Source organism: Halomonas sp. BLK-85 (assembly GCF_044792155.1).
Lineage (GTDB): Bacteria > Pseudomonadota > Gammaproteobacteria > Pseudomonadales > Halomonadaceae > Vreelandella.
Genome location: NZ_CP087731.1, coordinates 2,783,873 through 2,807,638, shown reverse-complemented (window position 1 = coordinate 2,807,638; position 23,766 = coordinate 2,783,873). Strand labels below are relative to the sequence as shown.

22 protein-coding genes are annotated in these 23,766 nt (G+C 58.0%); 13 read left to right on the top strand and 9 right to left on the bottom strand.

The genetic code is table 11. The features are described from left to right. The first annotated feature begins 2 nt into the window (after positions 1 to 2). From LL947_RS12725 to LL947_RS12690, 8 genes are all read left to right on the top strand, one after another. Positions 3 to 1,706, top strand: a complete 1,704-nt coding sequence (locus tag LL947_RS12725) for an AMP-binding protein (RefSeq protein ID WP_499833415.1) — start codon at positions 3 to 5, stop codon at positions 1,704 to 1,706. A 166-nt stretch (positions 1,707 to 1,872) separates the two neighbouring features. Then, positions 1,873 to 3,096, top strand: coding sequence for an ABC transporter substrate-binding protein (locus LL947_RS12720; protein WP_499833414.1), 1,224 nt, complete (start codon positions 1,873 to 1,875; stop codon positions 3,094 to 3,096). A 73-nt stretch (positions 3,097 to 3,169) separates the two neighbouring features. Next, positions 3,170 to 4,039 (top strand): branched-chain amino acid ABC transporter permease, encoded by an 870-nt coding sequence (locus tag LL947_RS12715; protein WP_404414393.1) that lies wholly within the window; start codon positions 3,170 to 3,172, stop codon positions 4,037 to 4,039. Further along, the gene (locus tag LL947_RS12710) at positions 4,036 to 4,983 is read left to right on the top strand and encodes a branched-chain amino acid ABC transporter permease (protein ID WP_499833413.1); all 948 of its coding nucleotides are present in this window, start codon (positions 4,036 to 4,038) and stop codon (positions 4,981 to 4,983) included. Before LL947_RS12715 ends, LL947_RS12710 begins: the two co-directional genes overlap by 4 nt. Then, complete coding sequence (locus LL947_RS12705) at positions 4,980 to 5,762, top strand: ABC transporter ATP-binding protein (RefSeq protein ID WP_404414389.1); 783 nt, start codon at positions 4,980 to 4,982, stop codon at positions 5,760 to 5,762. Before LL947_RS12710 ends, LL947_RS12705 begins: the two co-directional genes overlap by 4 nt. Next, positions 5,759 to 6,463, top strand: coding sequence for an ABC transporter ATP-binding protein (locus tag LL947_RS12700; RefSeq protein ID WP_404414387.1), 705 nt, complete (start codon positions 5,759 to 5,761; stop codon positions 6,461 to 6,463). Before LL947_RS12705 ends, LL947_RS12700 begins: the two co-directional genes overlap by 4 nt. A gap of 162 nt (positions 6,464 to 6,625) precedes the next feature. Continuing rightward, positions 6,626 to 7,270: a TetR/AcrR family transcriptional regulator gene (locus LL947_RS12695; RefSeq protein ID WP_404414385.1), complete on the top strand. Its 645-nt coding sequence runs from the start codon at positions 6,626 to 6,628 to the stop codon at positions 7,268 to 7,270. 36 nt (positions 7,271 to 7,306) lie between these two features. Beyond that, positions 7,307 to 8,797, top strand: a complete 1,491-nt coding sequence (locus LL947_RS12690; RefSeq protein WP_499833412.1) for an NAD-dependent succinate-semialdehyde dehydrogenase — start codon at positions 7,307 to 7,309, stop codon at positions 8,795 to 8,797. Positions 8,798 to 9,380: 583 nt separating this feature from the next. Here the strand turns inward: LL947_RS12690 and LL947_RS12685 are convergent. Further along, on the bottom strand, positions 9,381 to 9,686 hold the full coding sequence (locus LL947_RS12685; RefSeq protein WP_290822932.1) for a hypothetical protein: 306 nt from the start codon (positions 9,684 to 9,686) through the stop codon (positions 9,381 to 9,383). Between the two features lie 550 nt (positions 9,687 to 10,236). Between LL947_RS12685 and glnA the strand changes: the two genes are divergently transcribed. From glnA to glnG, 4 genes are all read left to right on the top strand, one after another. Beyond that, on the top strand, positions 10,237 to 11,643 hold the full coding sequence (gene glnA / locus LL947_RS12680; protein ID WP_404414381.1) for a glutamate--ammonia ligase: 1,407 nt from the start codon (positions 10,237 to 10,239) through the stop codon (positions 11,641 to 11,643). A gap of 119 nt (positions 11,644 to 11,762) precedes the next feature. Beyond that, positions 11,763 to 12,293, top strand: a complete 531-nt coding sequence (locus LL947_RS12675) for a DUF4124 domain-containing protein (protein ID WP_499833411.1) — start codon at positions 11,763 to 11,765, stop codon at positions 12,291 to 12,293. A gap of 155 nt (positions 12,294 to 12,448) precedes the next feature. Next, positions 12,449 to 13,498 (top strand): nitrogen regulation protein NR(II), encoded by a 1,050-nt coding sequence (glnL, locus tag LL947_RS12670; protein WP_290822935.1) that lies wholly within the window; start codon positions 12,449 to 12,451, stop codon positions 13,496 to 13,498. A gap of 46 nt (positions 13,499 to 13,544) precedes the next feature. Beyond that, on the top strand, positions 13,545 to 14,972 hold the full coding sequence (gene glnG / locus LL947_RS12665) for a nitrogen regulation protein NR(I) (RefSeq protein ID WP_290822936.1): 1,428 nt from the start codon (positions 13,545 to 13,547) through the stop codon (positions 14,970 to 14,972). Between the two features lie 21 nt (positions 14,973 to 14,993). Here glnG and LL947_RS12660 read toward each other — a convergent pair whose 3' ends face one another. From LL947_RS12660 to LL947_RS12625, 8 genes are all read right to left on the bottom strand, one after another. Continuing rightward, positions 14,994 to 16,988, bottom strand: a complete 1,995-nt coding sequence (locus LL947_RS12660) for a M1 family metallopeptidase (RefSeq protein WP_499833410.1) — start codon at positions 16,986 to 16,988, stop codon at positions 14,994 to 14,996. A gap of 4 nt (positions 16,989 to 16,992) precedes the next feature. Further along, positions 16,993 to 18,180, bottom strand: a complete 1,188-nt coding sequence (locus LL947_RS12655; RefSeq protein ID WP_499833409.1) for a ChaN family lipoprotein — start codon at positions 18,178 to 18,180, stop codon at positions 16,993 to 16,995. Between the two features lie 4 nt (positions 18,181 to 18,184). Continuing rightward, on the bottom strand, positions 18,185 to 18,358 hold the full coding sequence (locus tag LL947_RS12650; protein ID WP_171701737.1) for a DUF6435 family protein: 174 nt from the start codon (positions 18,356 to 18,358) through the stop codon (positions 18,185 to 18,187). A 93-nt stretch (positions 18,359 to 18,451) separates the two neighbouring features. Then, positions 18,452 to 18,976: a YqiA/YcfP family alpha/beta fold hydrolase gene (locus tag LL947_RS12645; RefSeq protein WP_290822939.1), complete on the bottom strand. Its 525-nt coding sequence runs from the start codon at positions 18,974 to 18,976 to the stop codon at positions 18,452 to 18,454. A gap of 112 nt (positions 18,977 to 19,088) precedes the next feature. Further along, complete coding sequence (locus LL947_RS12640; protein ID WP_290822940.1) at positions 19,089 to 19,628, bottom strand: phosphatase PAP2 family protein; 540 nt, start codon at positions 19,626 to 19,628, stop codon at positions 19,089 to 19,091. Continuing rightward, on the bottom strand, positions 19,600 to 20,775 hold the full coding sequence (locus tag LL947_RS12635) for a glycosyltransferase family 4 protein (protein ID WP_499833408.1): 1,176 nt from the start codon (positions 20,773 to 20,775) through the stop codon (positions 19,600 to 19,602). The genes LL947_RS12640 and LL947_RS12635 overlap by 29 nt, the downstream gene beginning before the upstream one ends. A 239-nt stretch (positions 20,776 to 21,014) precedes the next feature. Next, complete coding sequence (locus tag LL947_RS12630; RefSeq protein WP_499833407.1) at positions 21,015 to 21,980, bottom strand: porin; 966 nt, start codon at positions 21,978 to 21,980, stop codon at positions 21,015 to 21,017. A gap of 421 nt (positions 21,981 to 22,401) precedes the next feature. Then, positions 22,402 to 22,959: a histidine phosphatase family protein gene (locus LL947_RS12625; protein WP_499833406.1), complete on the bottom strand. Its 558-nt coding sequence runs from the start codon at positions 22,957 to 22,959 to the stop codon at positions 22,402 to 22,404. A 135-nt stretch (positions 22,960 to 23,094) separates the two neighbouring features. Here LL947_RS12625 and LL947_RS12620 point away from each other — a divergent pair, with 135 nt between their 5' ends. Then, complete coding sequence (locus tag LL947_RS12620) at positions 23,095 to 23,760, top strand: SDR family oxidoreductase (protein WP_404414365.1); 666 nt, start codon at positions 23,095 to 23,097, stop codon at positions 23,758 to 23,760. Positions 23,761 to 23,766 lie beyond the last annotated feature (6 nt).

Here is a 23,766-nt window from a genome sequence, read left to right as displayed (position 1 = left end):
TGATGACTTCTCATCCTGATTACAGCCATGACACGCCAATGAGCAAGTACGCCGACCTCGAGAAGACGGCCGCCAATTATTCGGCGCTGACACCGATCGGGCTACTGCAACGTTCCGCGCATATCTACCCGGATAAACCCGCTGTCATCGATGATGATGGTCAGATCAGTTATAAGGCACTGTACCGCCGTTGTTGCCAGCTAGGTCACGCCCTCAGCCGGCGCGGCGTCGCAGCAGGTGATACCGTGGCGGTCTTGTGCCCGAACAGTCACGAAATGTTGGAAGCCCATTACGGCATCCCTATGGCGGGTGCGGTCATTGTACCCATCAATATCCGCCTTGATGCGGCAACGCTTGCGTTTATCCTCACCCATAGCGAAGCCTGTGCGCTGATCTATGACACCCAGTGGGAAACCCTGGTCCAGGAAGCACTGGAACAACCTGATTCACCCTGGTTGTCTTCACTGCTTTGCGTGGCGGTCGAGCGTGACGGTGGTGAACATCAAGGCCATGCCAAGCTGAGCTATCAGGCACTGCTCGAGGAAGGTTCTGCAGACACTGGTTGGCGGCGGCCAGCGGATGAATGGGATCCCATCAGCCTCAATTACACCTCAGGCACCACCGGCAATCCCAAGGGCGCGGTATATCATCACAGAGGCGCCTATCTGGCGGCGCTGTCCAATGCCATGGCGTTTGACATGAATGCCGGCACGACCTACTTATGGACCCTACCGATGTTTCATTGCAACGGCTGGGGTTATGTCTGGGCAATCACCGCGGTGGGCGGCACCCATGTCTGTCTGCGAGAGATCGATCCACAGCAGATATATCAACGTATCGAAACCCATGGGGTGACTCATCTGTGCGGCGCTCCGGTGGTCATGAACATCCTGCTAGAGGATCTTGGCCAGCGTCAGCAGGTATTGAGTCATCCCACCCGGTTCGCCCTTGGCGGGGCGGCGCCGCCCAGCCGCGTGATTCGCCAGGCCGATGCCATCGGCTTTCAGATTACCCACCTTTACGGGCTTACCGAAACTTTCGGCCCCTCCGCGCTGTGCGTTGAGCAGCCGGCATGGCAGGCCCTGTCTGACGAACAGCGCGCGTTCAAGATGTCCCGCCAGGGAGTTGCCACTCTGGGGCTTGATGACATCAGCGTCCTGGACATGGATACCGGCGAACCAGTGCCCGCCGATGGCAGTACCCTGGGTGAAATCTGCGTGCGTGGCAATACCGTGATGAAAGGCTATCTGAAAAACCCGGCGGCCACAGCCGGAGCCTTCGCCGGCGGCTGGTTTCATACCGTGGACCTAGCTGTAACCCACCCTGACGGCTATGTCGAGGTTCGCGATCGGGCCAAGGACGTCATCATTTCTGGCGGCGAAAATATCTCAAGCCTTGAGGTCGAGGAAGTTCTGTATCGCCATCCCGAGATACGCGAAGCCGCCGTGGTTGCCATGGCCGATGATAAATGGGGAGAGGTGCCCTGTGCCTTTATTGATCCGGCCGACCACAGTGCGCTTCAGGCAGCAGACGTGATCACCTTCTGCCGTGATCACATGGCTAACTTCAAGGCCCCGCGCAAGGTGGTATTTGGTGCTTTGCCAAAGACGGTGACCGGCAAGGTCCGCAAGAACATTCTCAGGGATCGCCTGATCGAGGATGCCTCACGCACGGAAGCCACACCCAGGGATATCGACTCCCGATAACCACTGACACTATCAACAGGAGGATCTGATCGATGCCGAGCAGAGCGTTTTATAAACGCCACGGCTAACGCAACGATAACAATAAATTCCATGATCGGAAGCAGAAAGACCGAACGTGATAAACCACAGCCAGTGACAACAACGATAAGTACACAGGAGCACCATCATGCAAGCATTTTCCATCAAACCCCTTTTGATCGCGATGACGGCAGCCGGCACCTTGGGTGCTGCGACGATCAGTCAGGCAGAGGATCCGATCCGCATTGGCGGTATCTATATTCTCTCGGGCAGTGCAGCCACCTACGGCGAGTTTGCCCAGCGCGGCATTGATCTGGCAGTAGAAGAAATCAACGCCGATGGCGGGATTCTCGGTCGTGACATCGAGATGCTCTACGAGGACAGCCAGGGCAAGGCGTCAGTGGCCATACAGGCGGCCCGTAAACTCGTGTTTTCTGAAGATGCCGCCGCCCTGGTCGGGCTGGACAGCTCCGGCGTCGCCCAAGGCATGGTGCCGACCATGCCCTCACTCCATAAACCCTTGATCATCACCCACGCCGCCACCCCGGATGTCACCGGTGAGCTGTGTAACCCCTTTACCTACCGGATCAGCGTCAACGTGGCCCAGAACATGAAGGCCGCGGCCATGGTGGCCGCCGAGACAAATGCTACCAACTGGACCACGATCGGGCCTGATTACGCTTTTGGCTATCAATCCTGGGAGTTTTTCGGTGATTACCTCAAGGATATCAACCCCGACGTCAACCTGATGTCGGAAACCAACTTTCCGCGCTTTGGCGCAGAAGACTTCACCCCCTTTATTGATCGCGTCATGGATTCGGATGCCGAAGGCGTATTGATATCGGTATGGGGAGGCGATCTGGTCAACTTCATCCGTCAGGCCAACAACCGTGGCTTCTTTGATCAAGGGCTTGAGTTGATGTTCACGGTGGGGGCCGCCACCGAAGTACTCTCGGCGTTGGGTGACGAAATGCCGGAAGGCGTTCACCTTTCTACCCGCTATTGGTATGAAGGCTACGACAACGATCTCAATGAGCATTTTGTATCCGCGTATATGGATGCTTACGACAGCCCACCCAGCTATAACGCCCAAGGTGCCTACTCCGCCATCTATGCCTACAAGCAGGCAATGGAAGCCGCGGGCACTACCGACGGTAGTGCTGTTGCAGAGGCGCTCAGCGGAATGAGCATGGAGGCCGCCAACGGCACCGTGACCTTCCGTGAAGGCGATAACCAGGCCATGGTCAGCCCTAACTGGGGCGTTTCCGGACCGATGCACTCAGAGCACGGCATCCGCACTCTGACCAATCTGCAGATCTTTGAAGGCGAAAGCGTCGCTCGCTCAATCGAAGAAACCGGCTGCAAACTCTGAGCAAGTCTTCTCCTTAGCTGCCTGGGCGCCCAGGAAGGCGTCCTGGCCACGGTTTTCACTACTGAGGTGATCCATGTCTGGTTTCATAGCGGCGTTACTGAACAGCCTGGATATAGGGCTGTTACTGTTCATTATTGCGGTTGGTCTGAACATAGTGTTCGGCGTGCTCAACATCATTAACTTTGCCCATGGGGCGCTTTATATGCTGGGGGCTTACCTGGCCTTTACCCTGATCAATCTGGTTGGAATGCCGTTCTGGGCGGCGCTTCTGCTCGCGCCGCTCGGGGTGGCTGCACTGGCAGTCGTGATTGATCGCGTTCTGTTGCAGTTCATCTATTCCCGTGACATTTCCGACAGCTTGCTGTTGACCTTTGCGGTGCTGCTGATCATCAATGAGAGCGTCCGCCTGCTGTGGGGCAGTGGCATTCACGTTGTTAAGCCCCCTGAGATGCTGGCTGGCTCGGTTGAACTCTTGGGTAGTTCCGTGGCGACTTACAGTCTGTTTGTGATTGTGACCGGGTTGATTCTGCTGGCAGGCCTCTGGTACCTGTTCAACCGCACCCGGGTGGGCCGTATCATGCGTGCCGCCGCCCTTGATCGCGATATGGCCGAGGCACTTTGCATCAACACGCGTCTGGTGGTCACCGGGGTTTTCGCCTTTGGTGCCTGGCTGGCCGCTATGGGCGGTGTCATGGCCGCCCCCATGCGTGCGCTGGACCCTGGGATGGGCGACAAGATCATCATAGAGTCCTTCATCGTAGTGGTGATTGGTGGCCTGGGAAGCTTTCCAGGTGCCTTGATCGGTGCGCTTATTCTTGGTCTGATTCATGGCTTTGGTGGTCGCTATCTCCCTGAAGTTAACCTCCTGCTACCCTTTGTTGGCATGGCGCTGGTGCTGTTGTTCATGCCCAATGGCATCACCGGGAAGGGGAAAACCTCATGAAAAATACTCTTCTGATGGTGTTGCTGGCCGTGGTGATCGCGGGCCTTGTGGCAGTGCCCTGGATTGCCTCCTTTTTCTATGTGTTTATATTCACAGAGATTCTGATTCTTGGGCTGTTTGCCGTCAGCTTCAATCTCATTTTCGGCTATACCGGTATGTTGAGCTTTGGGCATGCGGCCTTCTTCGGGATCGGTACCTACGCTACTGCCCTTATCCTTATCCATCTTCAATGGCCGTTTTTGGCCTGTCTGCTGGTTTCGATGGGAGTGGCCGGCATGCTGGCGCTTGTGATCGGCTACCTCAGTGTGCGGCTCAATGAAGTCTATTTTGCCATGCTGACCCTGGCCTTCGGCATGATGGTGTTTGCCGCCGCCTACCAGTGGCGCTCACTGACCAATGGCAGTGATGGCCTGGCAGGTTTTACCCTGGGGAGTTTTGGTCTCGGGATTGATCTGATGCTGGTGGACCCTGCGGTTTACTATCAGGTGGTCCTGGTCCTGGTCGCGATGGCCAGCGTGGTGCTGTTCATGATCTCAAGAAGCTCATTCGGCATGATCCTCAAGGCGATCCGCCAGAACCCTGAACGGGTGGCGTTTGCGGGCCTGAATGTGCGCACCTATCGCCTGGCGGCCTTTGTGATTGCCGGCACCTTTGCAGGCCTGGCGGGCGGGCTGATGGCCCCGTTCCTGCGCGTTGCAAGCCCTGAGCTGATGCACTGGTCGATGTCTGCCGAGCCGATCCTGATGGCGATACTGGGCGGCACCGGCTACTTTCTGGGGCCCTTCATTGGTTCCGCCGTCTTTGTACTGCTGGAAACCTGGATCACCAGTGTTACCCAGTCCTGGATGCTGGTGCTCGGCATCATTCTGGCCCTGATGGTGATCTTTTTTCGCAAGGGGCTGCTTGGTACAGCCGTTGACTGGTGGATGGAGGTCAAAAAATGACAACGCCTTTATTGTCGATTGACAATCTGACCAAGCGCTTTGGCGGCGTAACGGCCGTATCCGGCATTAACCTTGAGGTAGCGCCCAAGGAAACCATTGCCATCATTGGCCCTAACGGCGCGGGCAAAACCACCTTCTACAACATGGTCTCCGGACGCATGATGCCCACTGAAGGGCGGATCACGCTCGATGGCACCGATATCACCGGGCTTGCCCCGCATAAGATCAGCCGGATGGGCGTGTCGAGGTCTTTCCAGATCAATAATATCTTCCCGGAAATGACGGTACGCGAAAATGTGGAAGTGGTGCTGACTGCCTACCACAGGCATAGCCGCCGGCTGTTCAATATTGCCGCGCGCAACACCGCTGTTCAGAAGGAAGCGATGGTCTATCTTGAACGGCTGGGCATCGACGGCCTCTACAATCAATTGGCTCAAGTGATCAGTTACGGCGATAAACGTCTGTTGGAGATAGCCATGGTGCTTGCCACTCAGCCCAAGCTTGTGCTCCTCGATGAGCCCACGGCCGGTATGACCCCGGATGAAACCCGGCGCACCACCCGCTTGATCAAGCATCTGGCCAGTGGCGGCGAGTACACCTTTCTGGTCACCGAACACGACATGGGGGTGGTGTTTGATCTGGCCGATCGGATACTGGTCATGCATCGGGGCGAAAAGCTGTTTGCTGGCACCCCCGAAGAAGTCAAGCATCACCCTGAGGTTCGTAGCGCCTACCTTGGCGAAGAAGAAGACGAAGCGGTTGAGGAGGCCAGCCCATGATGCTCGATGTACGCAATATCCAGACCTTCTATGGTGAAAGTCAGGCATTGCAAGGGGTCACCCTCCAGCTTGAAGAAGGTGAGACCGTTTGCATACTGGGTCGCAATGGCGCCGGCAAGAGTACAACGCTGAAAAGTATTGTCGGGCTGACGCCACCGCGTTCAGGTGAGGTGATTCATGCAGGTACCCCGATACAGGGACAACCCCCTCATCGTATTGCCCGGGGAGGCATTGGTTATGTGCCCGAGGATCGGCGTATTTTTCCGGGGCTGACGGTACGCGATAACCTGGAGGTGGCGGCCTATCGTCGTAAAGGTACTGCCGCCCACTGGACAGTCAAGGGGATCCTGGATAAATACGAGATGCTCGGCGAGCGCGCTGATCAGGATGGAGCGACGCTTTCCGGAGGCCAGCAGCAGATGCTGGCGGTAGCCCGCTCGCTGATGATCCAGCCATCGCTGTTGCTGCTTGATGAGCCCAATGAGGGGCTGGCCCCTGTCATCGTGAAGCAGATAGGTGAGCTGATCGACGATCTGAGCCATACCACCACGATATTGTTCACCGACCAGAGCGTCAGGTTTGCCCTTAAACATGCCCAACGCGCCTACATACTTGAAAAAGGCCAAGTGGCGCATGCCTCAAGCAGTGAGGCACTGCGAGCCGATCAGGCAACCCAGGACCGCTTCCTGTCGGTAGCATGAAACGCAAGGCCCCTCAGGGGGCCATCATGCACGCCATAGCATAAGGAGACGCGCAGCGTGGCTTACAATACTGGACCCAGCAATCAAAATGGCTCAGACGCAAGAGGCAATCTTGATGCCCCTAAAATCGAGCATTATGAGGCCTTTCGGCAAGAGCTTAGTTTGTCCAAGGAAGATGTGATCCGTGACGTCTATCGCCAGAACCAGGACAGGATCAGCATCAAGAAGGAGGCCACCGCGGTCAAGAACCTGACTCGGATCATTGATTCAACCCTGCGCCTTGCCAACTCAAAAGGCTTTCATGCAATGACCCTGCGTGACCTCTGTGCCGATGCGGACATGAGTATGGGTGGGCTCTATGCCTACATTCGTAACAAGGATGACCTGATTCATCTGATACAGAGCCATGGTTTTGTGCTGACTCGCTGGACGCTGCTTCACTATACCAACGGCATTCAAGAGCAACGCAGCCGCCTGTTTGCAGCGATCAAAGCGCATCTTTACCTAAGTGAGATGATGCGAGCCTGGTTCTATTTTTCGTATATGGAAGCGAAAAGCCTGCCCGCGGAAGAAAAGCGCGACGCCATTGCGATTGAACTCGAAATCGAGGCGATTTTCCTGGGCATGATTGAAGATGGCATACAGGCTGGAGTGTATCAGGCACGCAATGTTCGCCTGGTAGCCTCAATGATCAAGGCCCTACTTCAGGACTGGTACCTGAAGCGCAGAAAGTATCGCGACCAGAACGTAGCGGTCGATGACTACGCCGTGTTTGTCAGAGACGTGGTAGAAAGCTACCTGCTCTGACTGCACCGACCAACCCTTTCTTACAAGAGGTGTTTCATGGCTCATTCAACCCACCAGGTATCTAGCGAGTTTCCCTTGCTGCGCGAAAATGCCTACCTGAACGGCCAATGGGTGCTCGCCGAAACCGGCGCGTGTTTTGCGGTGATCAACCCGGCCACCGGCGAGACGCTGGCGAATGTGCCAGACATGAACCAGGCCGACACATGTCGGGCGATAGACGCAGCTACCGCCGCCTGGCCAGCGTGGCGAGCGCTCACCGCCAAAGAGCGGGCAGGGCTGTTAAGGCGTTGGTTTGATCTGATCATGGCCAATCAGGAAGCGCTCGCCCGGTTGATGACGGCTGAGCAGGGCAAGCCGTTGAAAGAAGCACGGGGCGAAGTCGCCTATGGCGCCAGCTTTGTTGAATGGTTCGCAGAAGAAGCCAAACGCGCCTATGGTGATGTCATCCCAGGCCACGGCCCTGACAAGCGGATCATGGTCATCAAGCAGCCTATCGGGGTGGTGGCCGCCATCACCCCATGGAACTTCCCGATTGCGATGATGACCCGCAAGGTTGGGCCGGCCCTGGCAGCCGGCTGCCCCGTGGTGGTAAAGCCTGCTGAAGACACCCCGCTTTGTGCATTGGCACTGGCTGAACTGGCCGAGCAGGCCGGCATTCCCCCCGGTGTGCTCAACGTGGTGACCTGCTCAAAAGCGCAGGCGCCCGACATAGGCAAGACGCTGACCACCCACCCCGAGGTCCGCAAGGTCACCTTTACGGGCTCCACTCCGGTGGGCAAGCTGTTGATGTCTCAGGCCAGCAGTACCGTTAAAAAAGTCAGCCTGGAACTGGGTGGCAATGCGCCCTTTATCGTCTTTGACGATGCTGACCTTGATGCGGCTGTGGCCGGCCTGATGGCATCAAAGTACCGCAACACCGGGCAAACCTGCGTGTGCGCCAACCGAGTATACGTGCAGTCTGGCGTGTACCAGGCATTCAGTGAAAAACTCGCTGACGCCGTGGCCAAACTGGTAGTGGGCGCCGGCCTTGAGGGCGACACCGACCAAGGGCCCCTGATCAATCAGGCCGCGCTCGACAAGGTCAAAGCGCATGTTCAGGACGCCACCGACAAGGGCGCAAGCATACTGTGTGGCGGCACCCCCCAGAGCCTGGAAGGTCTTGCCGGGTGTTTTTACACCCCCACCATACTCACAGGCGTCACCCAGAATATGCAGATTGCCAAGGCCGAGACTTTTGGCCCGGTTGCACCACTGTTTCAGTTCGAGACTGAAGCCGAGGCCGTTGCCATGGCCAACGACACCGAGTTTGGCCTGGCGGCCTATTTCTACAGCAACAACGTGCAACGCATAGGGCGCGTCGCTGAGGCCCTGGAAACCGGCATAGTAGGCATCAACGAGGGCATCATTTCCACCGAAGTAGCCCCCTTTGGCGGCATCAAGGAAAGCGGGCTGGGCCGCGAGGGTTCCCACTACGGGCTGGATGAATTTATGGAACTGAAATACCTGTGTATGGGCGGCATGCAGTGACTATGTCGTATGCAGTGTCATGTCAGGGAGAAGGTGCTTTTGTTGGCCAAGCGGAAAGGCTTGCATGAAACAGTAATTTCTCTGGTAAAGGCTGCTAAATGGAGACGTTCGCTGCAATGAACGTCTCCTCTACTGAGATACAACACAATCCAGGTGTTTAGTCCTCTAAAACCAACAATGGGTTTTTAACATTGTTGACGCTACCGTTGTGGTGGGCCCGACAGCCACAGCACCGCCAACGGCAGCACAACCAATCCAGGCGTTTCACCGCCGACCGCGGCATCAGCGAAAAATGACAAGGCCCTTCGCGGTTGTTTCCATCTAAGTGCTCATTCATCACAAGCCTTCTATACAGCTAATGACGATATTGTTCGCTGGCGCACAGGCAACTCTGAATTTGCGCAAGCGCTGTGCGAAGCAGGTGATGCTGCCGGGGACTTTTGTGCTTCTTCCTTATGCGTGTAGGAAGATTGGCTTTCCTGCAGCGGCAAGAACACCAAGATCAACATGGAATCCCGTTAAAAGCACGCGGGAATGACGGGGTGGCGTTGATGAATCGGTGGTAAGCATCATCAACGCCTCTTTATTCATCCCCTTGCTGATCTTCTTCATGCCAGCGTTCAATGCTGCGCTTGTCATCCGGCAGGCGGACGATGTCGCCGAGTTGCAGGTCGTGGTGGCTTTCCTTGCGTTTGCCGCTGGGGGTGATGAGAGCCACAACGCTGGCGACGCTGACGCAGTCATCCTCGCGGTAGGTTTCTACCTTGACGCGCACATTGCAGCCTTTGTAGCGGGCGGAAAGGATCTCGCCCGGGTAAGGGGTGTCGGGGTTGAGGTTGGCGGTGACGCTGTCGCCGTCGGTGGGGTCCCATTCGATGTGCTTGTGCATGGTTATTTCCTTGGCTGGAAAGAGTGTGAAGTCCGCCAGGCTGGTGGCTGATTGAAAGCGTCAGGCTGCGCGGTTGGCCTTACCTACACACTAGAGCACATCCGGATTAGGGGAAAGAGGAGGCGTCAAGGGCCTGGTCGTCACTTCTGCAAGCCTTTTGCACTTATATGGTGCAATATGGGTTTTATCTGTGCTTTTTTGGTGCGTTAATACTGGGATGGGTCGCCTTTTAGTGGCATTTAGGCGTTGGGAAATACGTTTTGCTCTTTTATGTGGCATTGAGTGATTTTGAAAAAGCGGATAAATATCATCTAAAACAGGAGTTTATTTTTTTATACCCTTTATTGGTGCGTGGTTGGCATACAACCTGCATTATAAATGTCAGCGGCTAAGGTCATAGGCAGCGGATGCCTGGACGTGCTAAAACAGTAGCCGATTTAACTTTGCACCGCGTTTGGCCTGTTCTGCGTCTTGCCTGAAGCTTCAGGTAATACGCAAGGTACCAACAGGTGCCCAGATACGCTCAGTTACGCCTAAACCGGAGGACACCATGTCAACCAAGACAATTGCACTCATCGAAGAACACGACATCAAGTGGGTCGACCTGCGTTTTACTGATACGCGCGGCAAGGAACAGCACGTGACGATTCCTGCGCGTGACGTGGATGAAGAGTTTTTTGAAAATGGCCAGATGTTTGATGGTTCCTCCATCAATGGCTGGAAAGGCATCAACGAATCCGACATGATCCTGCGCCCGGAAGACGGTTCAGCGTACCTGGATCCCTTCACCGAAGACGCTACCCTGGTGCTGCGCTGCGATATCATCGAGCCGGCCACCATGCAGGGCTACGATCGTGACCCGCGTTCTATTGCCAAGCGCGCTGAAGCCTATCTGCAGTCTACCGGCTTGGGCGATACCGCCTTCTTTGGCCCGGAGCCTGAGTTCTTTATCTTTGATGAAGTACACTGGAAGGCCGATATTGAAGGCGCCATGTACAAGATCTCTTCAGAAGAAGGTGCCTGGTCAACTGACCGTCAGGTGGAAGGCGGCAACCTGGGCCACCGCCCGCGTGTCAAAGGCGGCTACTTCCCGGTTCCCCCGGTGGATAGCTTCCACGATATTCGTAGTGCCATGTGCAATACCCTGGAAGCGATTGGCCAGTCGGTAGAAGTGCATCACCATGAGGTGTCCAACGCCGGCCAGAACGAAATCGGCGTCAAGTTCAACACCCTGGTGAAGAAGGCCGACGAAGTTCAGGAAATGAAGTATGTGATCCACAACGTGGCACATGCCTATGGCAAGACGGCCACCTTCATGCCCAAGCCGATCGTGGGTGATAACGGCTCCGGCATGCACGTTCACCAGTCGTTCTGGAAAGAAGGTCAGAACCAGTTCGCCGGTGACGAGTACGCGGGCCTGTCTGAAATGGCGCTTTACTACATTGGCGGCATCATCAAGCACGCCCGTGCCCTGAACGCCTTTGCCAATGCCTCAACCAACTCCTACAAGCGTCTGGTGCCGGGCTTTGAAGCGCCGGTCATGCTGGCCTACAGCGCCCGCAACCGTTCCGCGTCCATCCGTATCCCGTATACCGCCAGCCCGAAAGGCAAGCGTGTCGAGCTGCGTTTCCCTGACCCGACCGCCAACCCCTACCTGTGCTTCTCAGCCATGCTGATGGCCGGTATCGATGGTATCAAGAACAAGATCCATCCTGGCGATGCCATGGACAAAAACCTCTACGACCTGCCGCCGGAAGAAGGCAAGGCCGTGCCGACCGTTGCGCACAGCCTGGATCAGGCGCTGGAAGCCCTCGATACTGACCGCGCCTTCCTGACTGAAGGTGGCGTGTTCACCGATGAAATGATCGATGCCTACATCGAACTGAAAATGGAAGACGTCGAGCGTATGCGTATGGCCACGCACCCGATCGAGTTTGACATGTACTACAGCTGCTAAGCACCTTGCTGATATAAGCACTGATGCTGAACTAAGCTGCTATGATCACCCAGGGGGCATAACCCGACGTGATCCGTTATAAACCCCGCCTCGGCGGGGTTTTTTGTTAGGGGGCGGTAATGGCCAAACACACAGCAGAAAAGCAATGGCAGCGGCTTTGCGCGGGAGTGCTCGGGGCGGCCTTGCTGGTTGGAGCGCCATCGCTGGCAGCCCAGGCGGTTTATCGGGTGGTGGATGAGCAAGGCCGCGTCACCTTTACCGATAACCCGGCGCGGGGTGGTGAAGCTGTGGAGCTGGCGCCGCTGCCGGGTGTCGCTTCGTCATCACCGGCTTCTGAGCCATCAGGCAAGCCTGCTCCCGGCCCGCCCTTCATGCCTTATGATCGCTTTACCATAGCCTATCCTGCCCATCAGGCGCGATTAAATAGCGCTGCCACAGCGGTCGAGATTGATCTGAGCCCGGCGCTGCGTGACGACCACCAGCTGCGTTTGCGCCTTAATGGTGAAATCAACCAGAGCGCGATGCACAGCGAGGCTTTCTGGATGGCCAATCTGCCTGCCGGCGTGCACCAGCTTCAGGCTGAATTGCTGGATGCCCAGGGGCGGGTGCGCCATCAGACCCCGATGGTGCGGTTTCATGTTGCACCATAATGGTGCTTTAGTGGGCGCATCATGGCGGGCATTCTGGTCGCGAACAGCCCGTGTAAGCGCGGCCAGCCCTGGCTTAACGCTGTGTCAGTAAGCTGCGCCAGGTTGGCGCGCTTTTTGCAGTTCCATCACCATGCCACTCGATCACAGGTAGTGATATGTACCAACGCTTGCTTGACCACCTCACCACTGCCGTTTTGCTCCTGGATGGCAAGCTGCAGGTGCGGTGGATGAACCCGGCAGCAGAAGCCTTGCTGGCGGTGAGTATCAGTCGTGTGATGGGGTCGCGGTTGGAGGGGCTGCTGGGCGAGGAGGAGGCGATTGAGGATGTCCTGATCAAGGCCCGTGATGCCTTTCATCCCTTTACCCAGCGCGAGGCCCGGGTCATCCCGATGAGCGGTGAGCCATTGACAGTGGACTACACCGTGACACCGCTGTCCGCCGATGAGCTGCTGCTGGAAATTGAGCCTCGTGACCGGCTGATGCAGATTTCCCGTGAGGAAGCGCTGACGACCCGCCAGGAAACCATCAAGGTGCTGGCCCGCGGCCTGGCCCATGAGGTGAAAAACCCGCTGGGCGGCATTCGCGGCGCAGCGCAGCTGCTGGAGCGGGATCTTTCTGATCCGGGGCTGAAGGAATTTACCCATATTATTGTTGAAGAAGTTGACCGCCTGCGCGATCTGGTGGATTCCATGCTGGGACCCAATCGCATGGTGAAGCACTCACCGGTCAATATTCATAAGGTACTGGAGCGGGTGCGTGCCTTATTGATTGCCGAGCACCCCCAGGTGCGTATTGAGCGTGACTATGATCCCAGCCTGCCGGACCTGTCCGGTGACGAGGCCCAGCTGATCCAGGCGATCCTCAACGTGGCCCGTAATGCGGTTCAGGCGATGAACGATGCCAGTGTGCAGGCGCCCAGGCTGGTATTACGCACCCGGGCACGGCGACAGTTTACCCTGGGCGCCGAGCGGCACCGGCTGGTGTGCGATGTGGGCATCATTGATAACGGGCCGGGGGTGCCGGACAGTCTCCAGGAAACGCTGTTTTTCCCCATGGTGTCCGGGCGCGCTGAAGGTAGCGGCCTGGGGCTGTCGATCGCCCAGTCGATCCTGCACCAGCATCAGGGGCTGATCGAGTGCGAGTCCCGGCCTGGGCGGACGGAGTTTCGTTTACTGATTCCCCTGTTTATGGATGGCCCGGCCTGATGGGGCCATCTACTGATTTGTTGGTTGATTTCACCGGAGAAGCGCCATGACTGAAGTTCACTCGACCGATGTTGCTCGTGTGGTGATTGTGGACGATGACCGCGCGATTCGCTGGGTACTGGAGCGCGCCCTGGCGCAGCCTGATCTGGACGTTGAATGTATCGAGCGTGCGGATACGGTGCTGGAGCGCCTGATTGCCGAGCCGCCGGATGTGCTGGTGACCGATATCCGCATGCCGGGGATTGACGGCCTGGATCTGATGGCCAGGATCCGTGACGCCCACCCGGATCTGCCGGTTATCGTGATGACCGCCCACTCGGATCTGGACAGTGCCGTCGCCTCCTATCAGGGCGGTGCCTTTGAATACCTGCCCAAACCCTTTGATGTTGATGAAGCCCTGGCGCTGGTGCGCCGGGCGGTGGCCCATGCCCGCGAGCGCCAGCAGCCGGTCAGCGTGCCGGAAGGCCTGAACGCGGAAATCATTGGCGAAGCCCCGGCCATGCAGGAGGTGTTTCGCGCCATCGGGCGGCTGTCGCATTCGCATATTACCGTGCTGATCAACGGTGAATCTGGCACCGGCAAGGAGCGGGTGGCCCAGGCGCTGCATCAGCACAGCCCGCGTTCGGGCAAGCCGTTTATTGCCCTGAATATGGCGGCGATTCCGCGTGATCTGATCGAGTCCGAGCTGTTCGGCCACGAAAAAGGCGCCTTCACCGGTGCCGCGGCCCAGCGTCAGGGCCGCTTTGAACAGGCCAACGGCGGCACTCTGTTTCTGGATGAGATCGGTGACATGCCCGCCGAAACCCAGACGCGCTTGCTGAGGGTGCTGGCGGACGGTGAGTTCTACCGGGTCGGGGGGCATACGCCGGTGCGGGTTGATGTGCGGATTATTGCTGCCACCCACCAGAACCTGGAATCGCTGGTGGAAGACGGGCGTTTCCGCGAGGACCTGTTCCATCGCCTTAACGTGATCCGGGTGCATTTACCTTGCCTGTCAGAGCGGCGCGAGGATATTCCCCGCCTGACCCGGCACTTCCTGGCCGAAGCGGCCAAGGAGCTGTCAACGGATATCAAGGTGCTGACACCCGAGGCGGAAGCCCATCTGACCCATCTGCCCTGGCCGGGCAATGTGCGCCAGCTGGAGAACATCTGCCGCTGGCTGACGGTTATGGCCTCCGGGCGGGAAATACTGGTGGAAGACCTGCCGCCCGAGCTGCGCGATGCGGATACCCTGGAAGGTACCCTGCACGGGGACTGGCGCAGTGCCTTTCGCAGTTGGGCCGATCAGGCCCTGGCAGAGGGGCATACGCACCTGCTGGAAGAAGCCGTGCCCGATTTTGAACGCATCCTGATCGAGACGGCGTTAAAACACACCGGTGGGCGCAAGGGCGAGGCCGCCGAACTGCTGGGCTGGGGGCGCAATACCCTGACGCGCAAACTCAAGGCGCTGCTGCCCGCGCTGGCGGATGAATAATGGCTGGTGGCAAAGCATGGGTCAAAAAGTATGCTGCAAGGCAGGCTCGCTTTCCCAGGTGCCGCGTTGGGTGTCGCCATCGTTGAGTACAACGTAACTGGCGCTTCCCCAGTGGCGCAGGCCGCGCACCAGGCGCATGGCGGCTTGCGGCGTGGGGGCGCTGATGATGCCCAGCTGGGTGCCGGGTTGACGCCATAGCGTCCCGTCAGGGGCGTCTTGCGGCTGTTCTGCGGGGGGTTGAGCCTGGGCTTCAAGGCCTTGGTCGTCCCACCACTTTGCAATCTCATCCGGCGTACCGATCACCCACAGCGGGGTGGTCGTCAGGTCATCCGGCAGGCTGTCGAGTTCAGTAGCGCCACGCGGCAGGGGCAGCTCCTGGAAGGCACCCAGGCGCAGCCAGCGGGTCTCTGTGGCCAGGCTCAGCTCGCGCAGGGTTTCCGGCGCGTTGGGCAGTTGTCGCAACACCTGGTAATCCGGGTCGATGACCATGCGGGTGGGGCGTTCACGGGTATCGAGAGTGAAACGCTCGCTGGCCGTTTCCAGGTTGAGCCAGGTGCGATCGGTCTCTCCTTGCGCATAGTGAATGTCTACCGGAAGTCGCAGCGGCCATCGCCGTTCCTCATCGTCATGGCGGTCATGCTGGCGCGCCGTCTGGCTCAGGTTGAACGTGACCCTGTAACCCTCTGGCGTTTCTTCCAGGCGGGGGGTGTTCATGCCCAGCGTCGGGCGGCCGGGTTGCGCCACCCAGGCGTCAAAGAACCCGCCCAGCGCCTGGCCGGAAGTGTCTTCAAAAGCGTCTTGTATAGCCTGCCAGTTGGCCTGCCCGAAACGATGCTGGTCAATCAGTTGGCGCAATGCGCTGTCAAAGGCCGATGTGCCTATCTGCGCTTCGAGCATATGAAAGAGCATGGCGCCGTGCTGGTAGCCAATCAGGCGGTCCTGGGGCTGGCGCTGGTAGCCAAAGTCTTGCAGGGCCAGATGGTCGGCATCCGGCAGGGCGTTAAGGTCGGTCAGCCAGCGTTGGCGCAGAGCGCCTTCTTCGCCTTTTTGTGCCGCCATGGCGTAGTCGGCCAGGTAGGTGGTCAGGGCTTCGCTCCAGTTACCCTGGCCCGGTGTGGCCTGTATGGCGGTGCCCCACCAGCCGTGCATCAGTTCATGAGGCAGCGAGGTATGCGGAATAAAGGGCAGCGCGATGACCTGCTCGCCCAAGAGGGTGAAACCGGCAAAGGCAAAGCCGATGGGGCGCGATGAGGCGGCCATGGTAAAGCTTGAATAGGGGTAAGGGCCGAGACGCTGCTGAAACAGCAGCAGAGCACGCTCGGCGGCGTCCAGATAAGTATCGGCAAAGCCAGCGCTTAGCCTCTCCGGGAACAGGGTGCGAAGCGTGACACTTTCAGTGCCGTCGCCGGCAATGTCACGGGTTGCTGCCTGCCAGCGACCGGCCGCGAGCGATAACTGCCGGGCCTGGGGGTGAGCAAATCGTGATTGGCGCTGGTTGTCTTGGCTGGCGGTGCCCAGCCAGTGGCCGCTGACAACGGTTTCGATACTGTCCGGGGTGGAAACCTCAATGTCGGCGGCAAAGGGCGCACTGGTATCCAACCTTGGGTACCAGGCCAGCTGACCGGGTAGCCAGAGGTTATCTTCAGACCAATAGCCGCCGCCAGGCAGCTGAGCCGGAAGCTGGCCTGACCAGCTCAGGGTGATCGGTGACTGCGGGGCAGGCGCCTCAAGCCGATAGCGGCCTGAGCCGGTCTCTTCCCACTCAAGCGGTTCTTCAGCCTGTTCGGCCCGCTCAAGGTTCAGGCCGGAGGCCAGTGTGAAGGTGAGTGGCTCGGCATCGCTATCCTCGGGCAGACGAAGCACCAGGGTGCCGCTGATCGAGCGCTCTCCCGGGTCCAGGGCTACCTGAAAAGATTTCTCGATATCTGCCTGTGGTGCTGGCGCTGTCGCCAGGGCGCCTGTCGTCCACAGGCCGGCCCACACCCCCAGGCTACACAACAGGGCAAACAGCCTCATCGGGTTACCTCAAGGGTGCAGCGGGTGGAAAACGTACCAGTATCTCCTGGCGGCTGCCGTCACGCAGGATCTCCAGGGGCAGCAGGGTGCCCGGTGCCTGACGCTGAACGGTGGCAATCAGTTCCCCCGGGGCACGTACCTCCTGCCCGGCAGCCTGCGTCACTGTATCGTCTGGCTGAAGCCCGGCCTCATGGGCCAGGGAATCTTCTCGGATGGCAACAATACTGACGCCATCCTCACCCGGTGCAATCTGCACGCCCAGGCGGGGCGGTGGTGTCTCTGCGGCCGCTTCATCGCCCAGCAGATAAAGCACATCCGCCAGCTGGCTGTCAGGCGGCTCGCAGGCTTCCAGGGGGGTGGGCATCAGCGACAGCGTATCGGTGATGTCCATGGCCTCCAGCTGGTAGGGAACACCGTCGCCGTATGCCAGGTGGCCCACGCCCATCAGCCCGACCACCAGGGTGTCATCGTCAACGGCGGAAGCCAGGCCATCGGCCATGGCGGCATCCCAGGTCAGCTGGGCGTTAAGGAAGGTCTCAAAGGCGTTATCACCTTCTTGATCTTCATTCCCATGGCCCTCAGCGCCCATGCTGGTGGGGTGCATCTGGAAGCTCTGTTCCAGGCGCTGGCGGTAAGCGTCGCTGGCGGGCGCCGGCGCTTCGATGTTGAAACGCTGCTCGGCGCTGACGGCATCGAACCCCTCGGTGGCCAGCCGGCGGCGCAGCTCCGGCTTGATGTTGATGGCCAGCAGCGGAATCTGCTGCATACGGGCAAAATGCAGGATGGGCAAATAGAGGTCAGGGTCGAAGCCCCAGGCCTCTTGCCATTGGCTCTGCTGGAGAAACTGCGCCTCGGACAGCTCACCCGCCACCCAGGCATCCAGGGCCGGCTGGGCGTCACGCGGCAGCATTTCCAGCCCTATGGCCATCTTGTCGCGGTGGGCGGCCAGCCCCGCCAGGGTATGCAGCTGCCAGCGATGGTGGCTCATCCTGTCATGGTATTCCCCCAGTAGCACGACATCCTGGTCGGCGGCCTGTTCAAACAGGCTGTTCGCCGTAACGGCTTGCCCGCCCTGCCACCATTGGCCGGGGTGAGCACACTGGTCACTGTCTGTGGCGGCAAGCGATATGCCGGAAACACTCGCCAGTGGTACGAGCCATAAGGCGCGTAAGGCAGGGGCTAGGCGCAACATGGGCTCAGTCCTGGGCTTTGAGTTTATTGATTTCAGCCAGCAGGGCGTTGGCTTCCTCGGTCAGGGTGGCATTGGCGCGCATATCGCCATTGCGGGAGGCCTGCATGGCCTCTTCGAGTTTCTTCTCGTACTGCTGCTGTAGCTTCTTGGCGGGGTCTTTCTTGAATAAACCGAACATGGTTCACCTCCGTATGTGTGTATATTATTTGTAGAGGTTTTGTTTGCCTATGTCTAACGTTATCGGGTCTTTTTTGCGCTTTCAAACCAGTTTTCAGCGGCTGTCGTCGCTCAGGCACTGCTTCAGAAAGGCATCAAAGTCGCCAAGAATGGTCGGCATACTGGCGTGCAGGCGGTGGCCGTCATCAACCATGCGTAGGGGAAGGTGCTGCTGTCGGGCAATGTCGATGACCGGGCCGGGCGGCACAATGTCATCCTGCCAGCCGTGAATGATATGCGTATGGCAGGGCTGCAGGGTGGGGGAGGTTTGTGGGTAGTCGGGCAGACCCAGCGCCGGCGCCAGCATGAAACAGCCGCGGGTCTTGTAGCGCGCGCAGACCATGGCGCTTAACCAGCCGCCGAGGCTGGAGCCTGCCATCACCCAGTCGGTGGCCGGTTCGGAACGGGCATCCAGAGTGGCATACAGGTGTTCCAGCCGGGTAGCCGGGTCTGGCATGTTGCGGTAATCCATCACCACCGCCTCGCAGTCATCAAGCGTCTCTATCACGCCTTTCAGGGCCTGCATCTTCATGGCATTTGGCCCGCTTTCAAGGCCGTGGGACAGGTAGACAGTCAGCATCGCGTATTCCCTCGGTCAATGGTTCAATCCGCATCAATGAAACATTAACGTTTTTACCGCTGAAATGCGCGTCCTGCCCGTCATTCACACCAGTCGCTTGTGCAAGAAAGCCTCAACCCATTATCGCCAGGCTCAACAACGCAAACCCATAGCCCATTACGGCGCCAGCCAGCACATCGCTGACATAGTGCAGCCCCAGCCCAACCCGGGAAATAGCGATCAGCACCGCCAGAGGAATCACAATGGGCAGCAGCCAGGGGGTGTGTGCCGCCACCAGCAGCGAAAACATGACGGCATGCATGGTATGGCCGCTGGGGAAGCTGTAACGATCCCTGGCCGGTTCGCTGCATTGAATGCCACCGCAGTAGGTAATAAAGGGCCGCTCGCGACACAGGCGTGTCTTGACAAGGCGGTAGACGCCTATCGCCACCAGTGCCGTCACGGTGTACTGCATCAGGCGCAGGCCACCGTCAGGGACCAGCCAGGGTTGAGCAATGATCAAGGCCACCCAGACGGGCCAGTCGCCCAGTTTGCTGGCCGCCTGCAGGGTCAGCCGCCAGGGGCGAAACAGGGAGAGTCGGGTGGCCCGCTGGCAAAACTGCCATTCAATCAGGTCCAGACGGTCAAACACGCCAAGAAGCCGAGGTCGCATGATGCATCTCCTGAGTTTGATGGAGGTGGTTAATAAACTGGCTGGCAATACCCGGCCAGCTTTGTTCACGAGCGCGCAGGCGGGCCATACGTCCATAGCGGGCATAGTCTGCCGGGTGCTGGCAAAGGCTGACCGCCGCCTGACAGAAAGCGTCAGCATCACCAACGGGCAGGGTCAGGCCGTTATGGCCGCTTTGAATCAGGGTGGCACTCGCCGCCTGGCGGTAGGCAATGACTGCCAGGCCGCAGGCCATGGCTTCTGTGACCACGTTGCCCCAGGTTTCCGATAGCGACGGGAACACAAAGATATCGGCACTGGCGTAGTAGCGGGCAAGCGCCTGCTGATGGATAAAGCCGGTAAAGTGTGCGTTGGGCAGCTGCGCTTCCAGCTGCTGACGTGCCGGGCCATCACCCACGACGACAAACGCCATGTCCGGGCGCACATTGGCCATGGCCTGGTAGGCTTCCTGCAGCAGCGTCAGGTTTTTTTCAGCGGCCAGCCGCCCCACATAAAGCGCAACGGGTTGGTGTTCGTTCACCCCCCATTGCTGACGCAGCACGGGGTCGCGCAGGCTGGGTGCAAACTGCTGGCTGTCAATGCCCCGGGCAAGCACCTCTACCCGTTGGATGCCGGCAGTGCGCATGGCGCGTGCCTGAGGCTCGGTGGGCACCAGGTTAAGGGAGCAGGCGTTGTGGAAGTAACGCAGGTAGCGCCGGGTCAGCCAGGTCAACATGCCCAGCCCATAATCACCGCAGTAGTGATCAAAATTGGTATGCCAGCCGGCAATCAGCGGTATGCCCAGGCGTCGCGCTGCCTGGCGAGCTGCCCAGCCTAGTGGCCCCTGGGTGGCGAGGTACACCACATCGGGGCTGTTCGCCTGCATAAAGCGCTGCAGCCGTTGGGGGGTCGTCAGGCCGATCTGTACGTCACGATAGCCGGGTAGCGACACAGGCGTTACCTGCATCTCAGCGTTCACAGGCACCTGGCGTGAAGCCACGGGCTGCTCACCAGGCAGGGGGGCAGGGCGTGGGCGTACCAGATCAATCTTGATGCCCTGCTGATCTAGCTCCCGGCTCAGTCTGGCCAGGGTATGGGCAACGCCATTGATTTCCGGTAACCAGGTTTCGCTGACAATACACAGCCGCATGCGCGTCGCTCTGTTGTTTGGTATGCCTGCAGCATGGCGTACAACAATGACATGCCCACTACATTGAGATGAACAAGCAATGACAGCACTGGCTGGTAGGTACTAATTCAGGGAAGGGAAAATAAAAAAGCCGGTGCAAGTGCACCGGCCAACCCATCAAAACGTCACCATTCTGATAGAAACGTCGAAACAGTCTTCCTACATCACACCCCGCCCGGAGCAGAGCGGGTCATACACGATCAGAACTTGACGCGCATACCGGCCAGGTAGCCCATGTCGCTGCCATCAAGATCGGTGTTCTTGATTTCAGCAAAAACACGCACGTTGCTTTGCGTCGGGAACTTGTAGGTAATGTTGCCGTAGTACTCCATGAAGTCTTCTTCATTGACACTATTGTCATATGACGTATCAGTTACGCCGAATGCAACTGTGGTATCACTGTTGGCCGCAAAGCTGGCGGCCAGGTTGTACTGTGACGCGTTGAGCTTGTTGGTTTCTTCATCACTATCTGAGGAGCTGTAATCAGCTCCGAGCTCGAACATGCCAAAGTCATAGGCAGCGCTGATACCGTAAGTGTCGACACCATTACCGCCGTCACCGTTTGCTTCGTTCCATTGCTGAAAACCAGCGCCCAGTTCCAGGCCGTTAATTTCAGTCAATGCAAACAGGTCAAAGTGACTATCGTTTGCCTTGTCAGAACCCCTGGCGGCCATTTCGTAAGACGCCATCAGAGTCACTGTGTCGAAGTCAGCTTCAACGTGAATAACGTCATCACCGCTGGTGGCTACGGCATCGAAACGGTCGCCGTCAGCTTCATCCAGTTCAATGGATTTCTCAACACCGAACTCATCACCTGCCGTGGGGCGCTTACCCACTGAGACGGCAATGTTGTTGAACGCCATACCAACGTAAGCTTCTTCAAGGTCCGCTTCGCCGTCATCATCATTGGCGATACCCTTGAAGTCAAAATCCATCTGACCAAACGCCGTCATATCGTCATTGAGTTCATAGCTGACAGAGTTCTTGATCTCCAGGTCGTCAAACTCGATATCAGAATCTTTATCTTCGCCGGCTTTTTGACGAAGCTGCACCTGAAAGTCACCGTTAACTTCGTATGTCAGGCCATTGTTGTCATAAACAGTTACCGCGTGGGCAGATGATACAGACGCCAGAGATACAGCGAGAGCGAGTAGTGTCTTTTTCATGGTTAAAACCCTTGAATGCTTGGTTGTGTTAATCCCGTTTACTGGAAGTTTCCAGCAACAATAGTGGTGACTGGTCTTTATCCAGTTCTTTATAATTTCTCCAACGCTTTAGTCGGAGTATTCCAGAGAGCCATCTTTGCTTTCCATGCGAACAACTTAACTGGGTTATGTGTCGTTAAAGTGACTGAAATAAAGCAGTTTAATGACGGTATGGTTGCATCCTTTACTCACCGAAGACCCAATGCCCTTCAGTGCTACGCAGTGCGCTTGCGGCACTCGATGTATCGAATGCCAGCAAGCGCAATATAATCATTCTCATTTGGGATGTAAATATGAATGCGAATATTTTTTATTTATATTCGCTTAAAGCGGCGCCTTGAAGGCAGTGATCCAGGAATGAGGGAGGAAAAGCCGGCAAAGCTCAAGCGTTGCGCTGAGCCATAAGCTGAATGATTTCGCCATTGCGGACAACGTCTGGGGCCTGGCCGCATAGCTGCGCAAGTAATGCCTTGATCAGGCCGCTATGGGCAACCACCAGACAAGGTGCGGTCAGGTCGGCAGTAATGCTTTCAAACGCCTGGCAGGCGCGAGCATTCAGATGGCTGAGAAGTTCGACACCGGCGCCTGTTTCATCACGTTCACCAATCGGTCGGCCTTCGTAAATACCCCAGTCGCGTTCGCGCAGCAGGGCATTTTCCTCGATGCTTGAATGCAGCACTGCGGCAACGATATCCGCCGTTTGCCTAGCGCGACTCTGTGGGCTGCTGACAATGCGTGCAATCCCCAGCCCTGAAAGTGTTTGAGCAGCCGCCTGCGCCTGCTGGCGGCCCACGGCATTCAGCGGTTCTTCGATGGAACCCTGCAGCACACCACGGGCGTTCAGGTCGGTCTCCCCGTGACGCAGCAGGTACACAGGCACCTTGTCTGTCGGGTTGTAGGTGACGTTTGCCTCACTGCTCAGTGTGTACTGGGTGATCATGTCATTGGGTTTCCTGTGCTGGTGTATGGCGTTTGATGCGTAAGCAAGGCGTGGGGCGACTGGCCGGGCCGCTTGACCTGCTGGTGGATTTCAGTTTCGATAAAGACTGTTATCACATTGTTTCAGGAGTCTGGCATGCAACACACTGTGCTTGTTACGGGTGCAAACCGAGGCGTCGGCCTGGCGCTGGCCGAGCAGTATCACAAAGCCGGCTGGCGGGTGATTGGTGCCTGCCGCGAGTCGTCTGATGACCTGCAGGCGGTGGCCGCAAAAGTGATCGACAGGATTGATGTCACCCAGCCAGACAGTGTTGCGGCCCTGGCCAATGCGTTGGCGGGCGAAACCCTGGACCTGTTGATCAACAACGCCGGGCTTTTGCAGGATGAATCCCTGGGCAGCCTGGATTTCGACAGTATCCGCACCCAGATGGAAATCAATGCCTATGCGCCGCTGCGCGTCTGTGAAACCTTGCTGCCACTGCTGAAAAGCGGCAGCAAGATTGCCAATATCACCAGCCGAATGGGCTCGATTGCGGATAACGACTCGGGTGGTCGCTACGGTTATCGCGCCTCCAAGGCGGCACTCAATGCCTTTGGCAAATCCCTGGCGATGGACCTCAAGCCAAAGGGCATAGCCGTGGCTCAGCTGCATCCGGGGTATGTCAAAACCCGGATGGTCAACTTTGGCGGGGTAATCTCACCGGAAGACGCTGCCGCCGGTATCGTGGCGCGTATTGATGCCCTGACGCTCGACAATACCGGGGGCTTCTGGCATTCCAATGGCGAAGAGCTACCCTGGTAAGTGGTA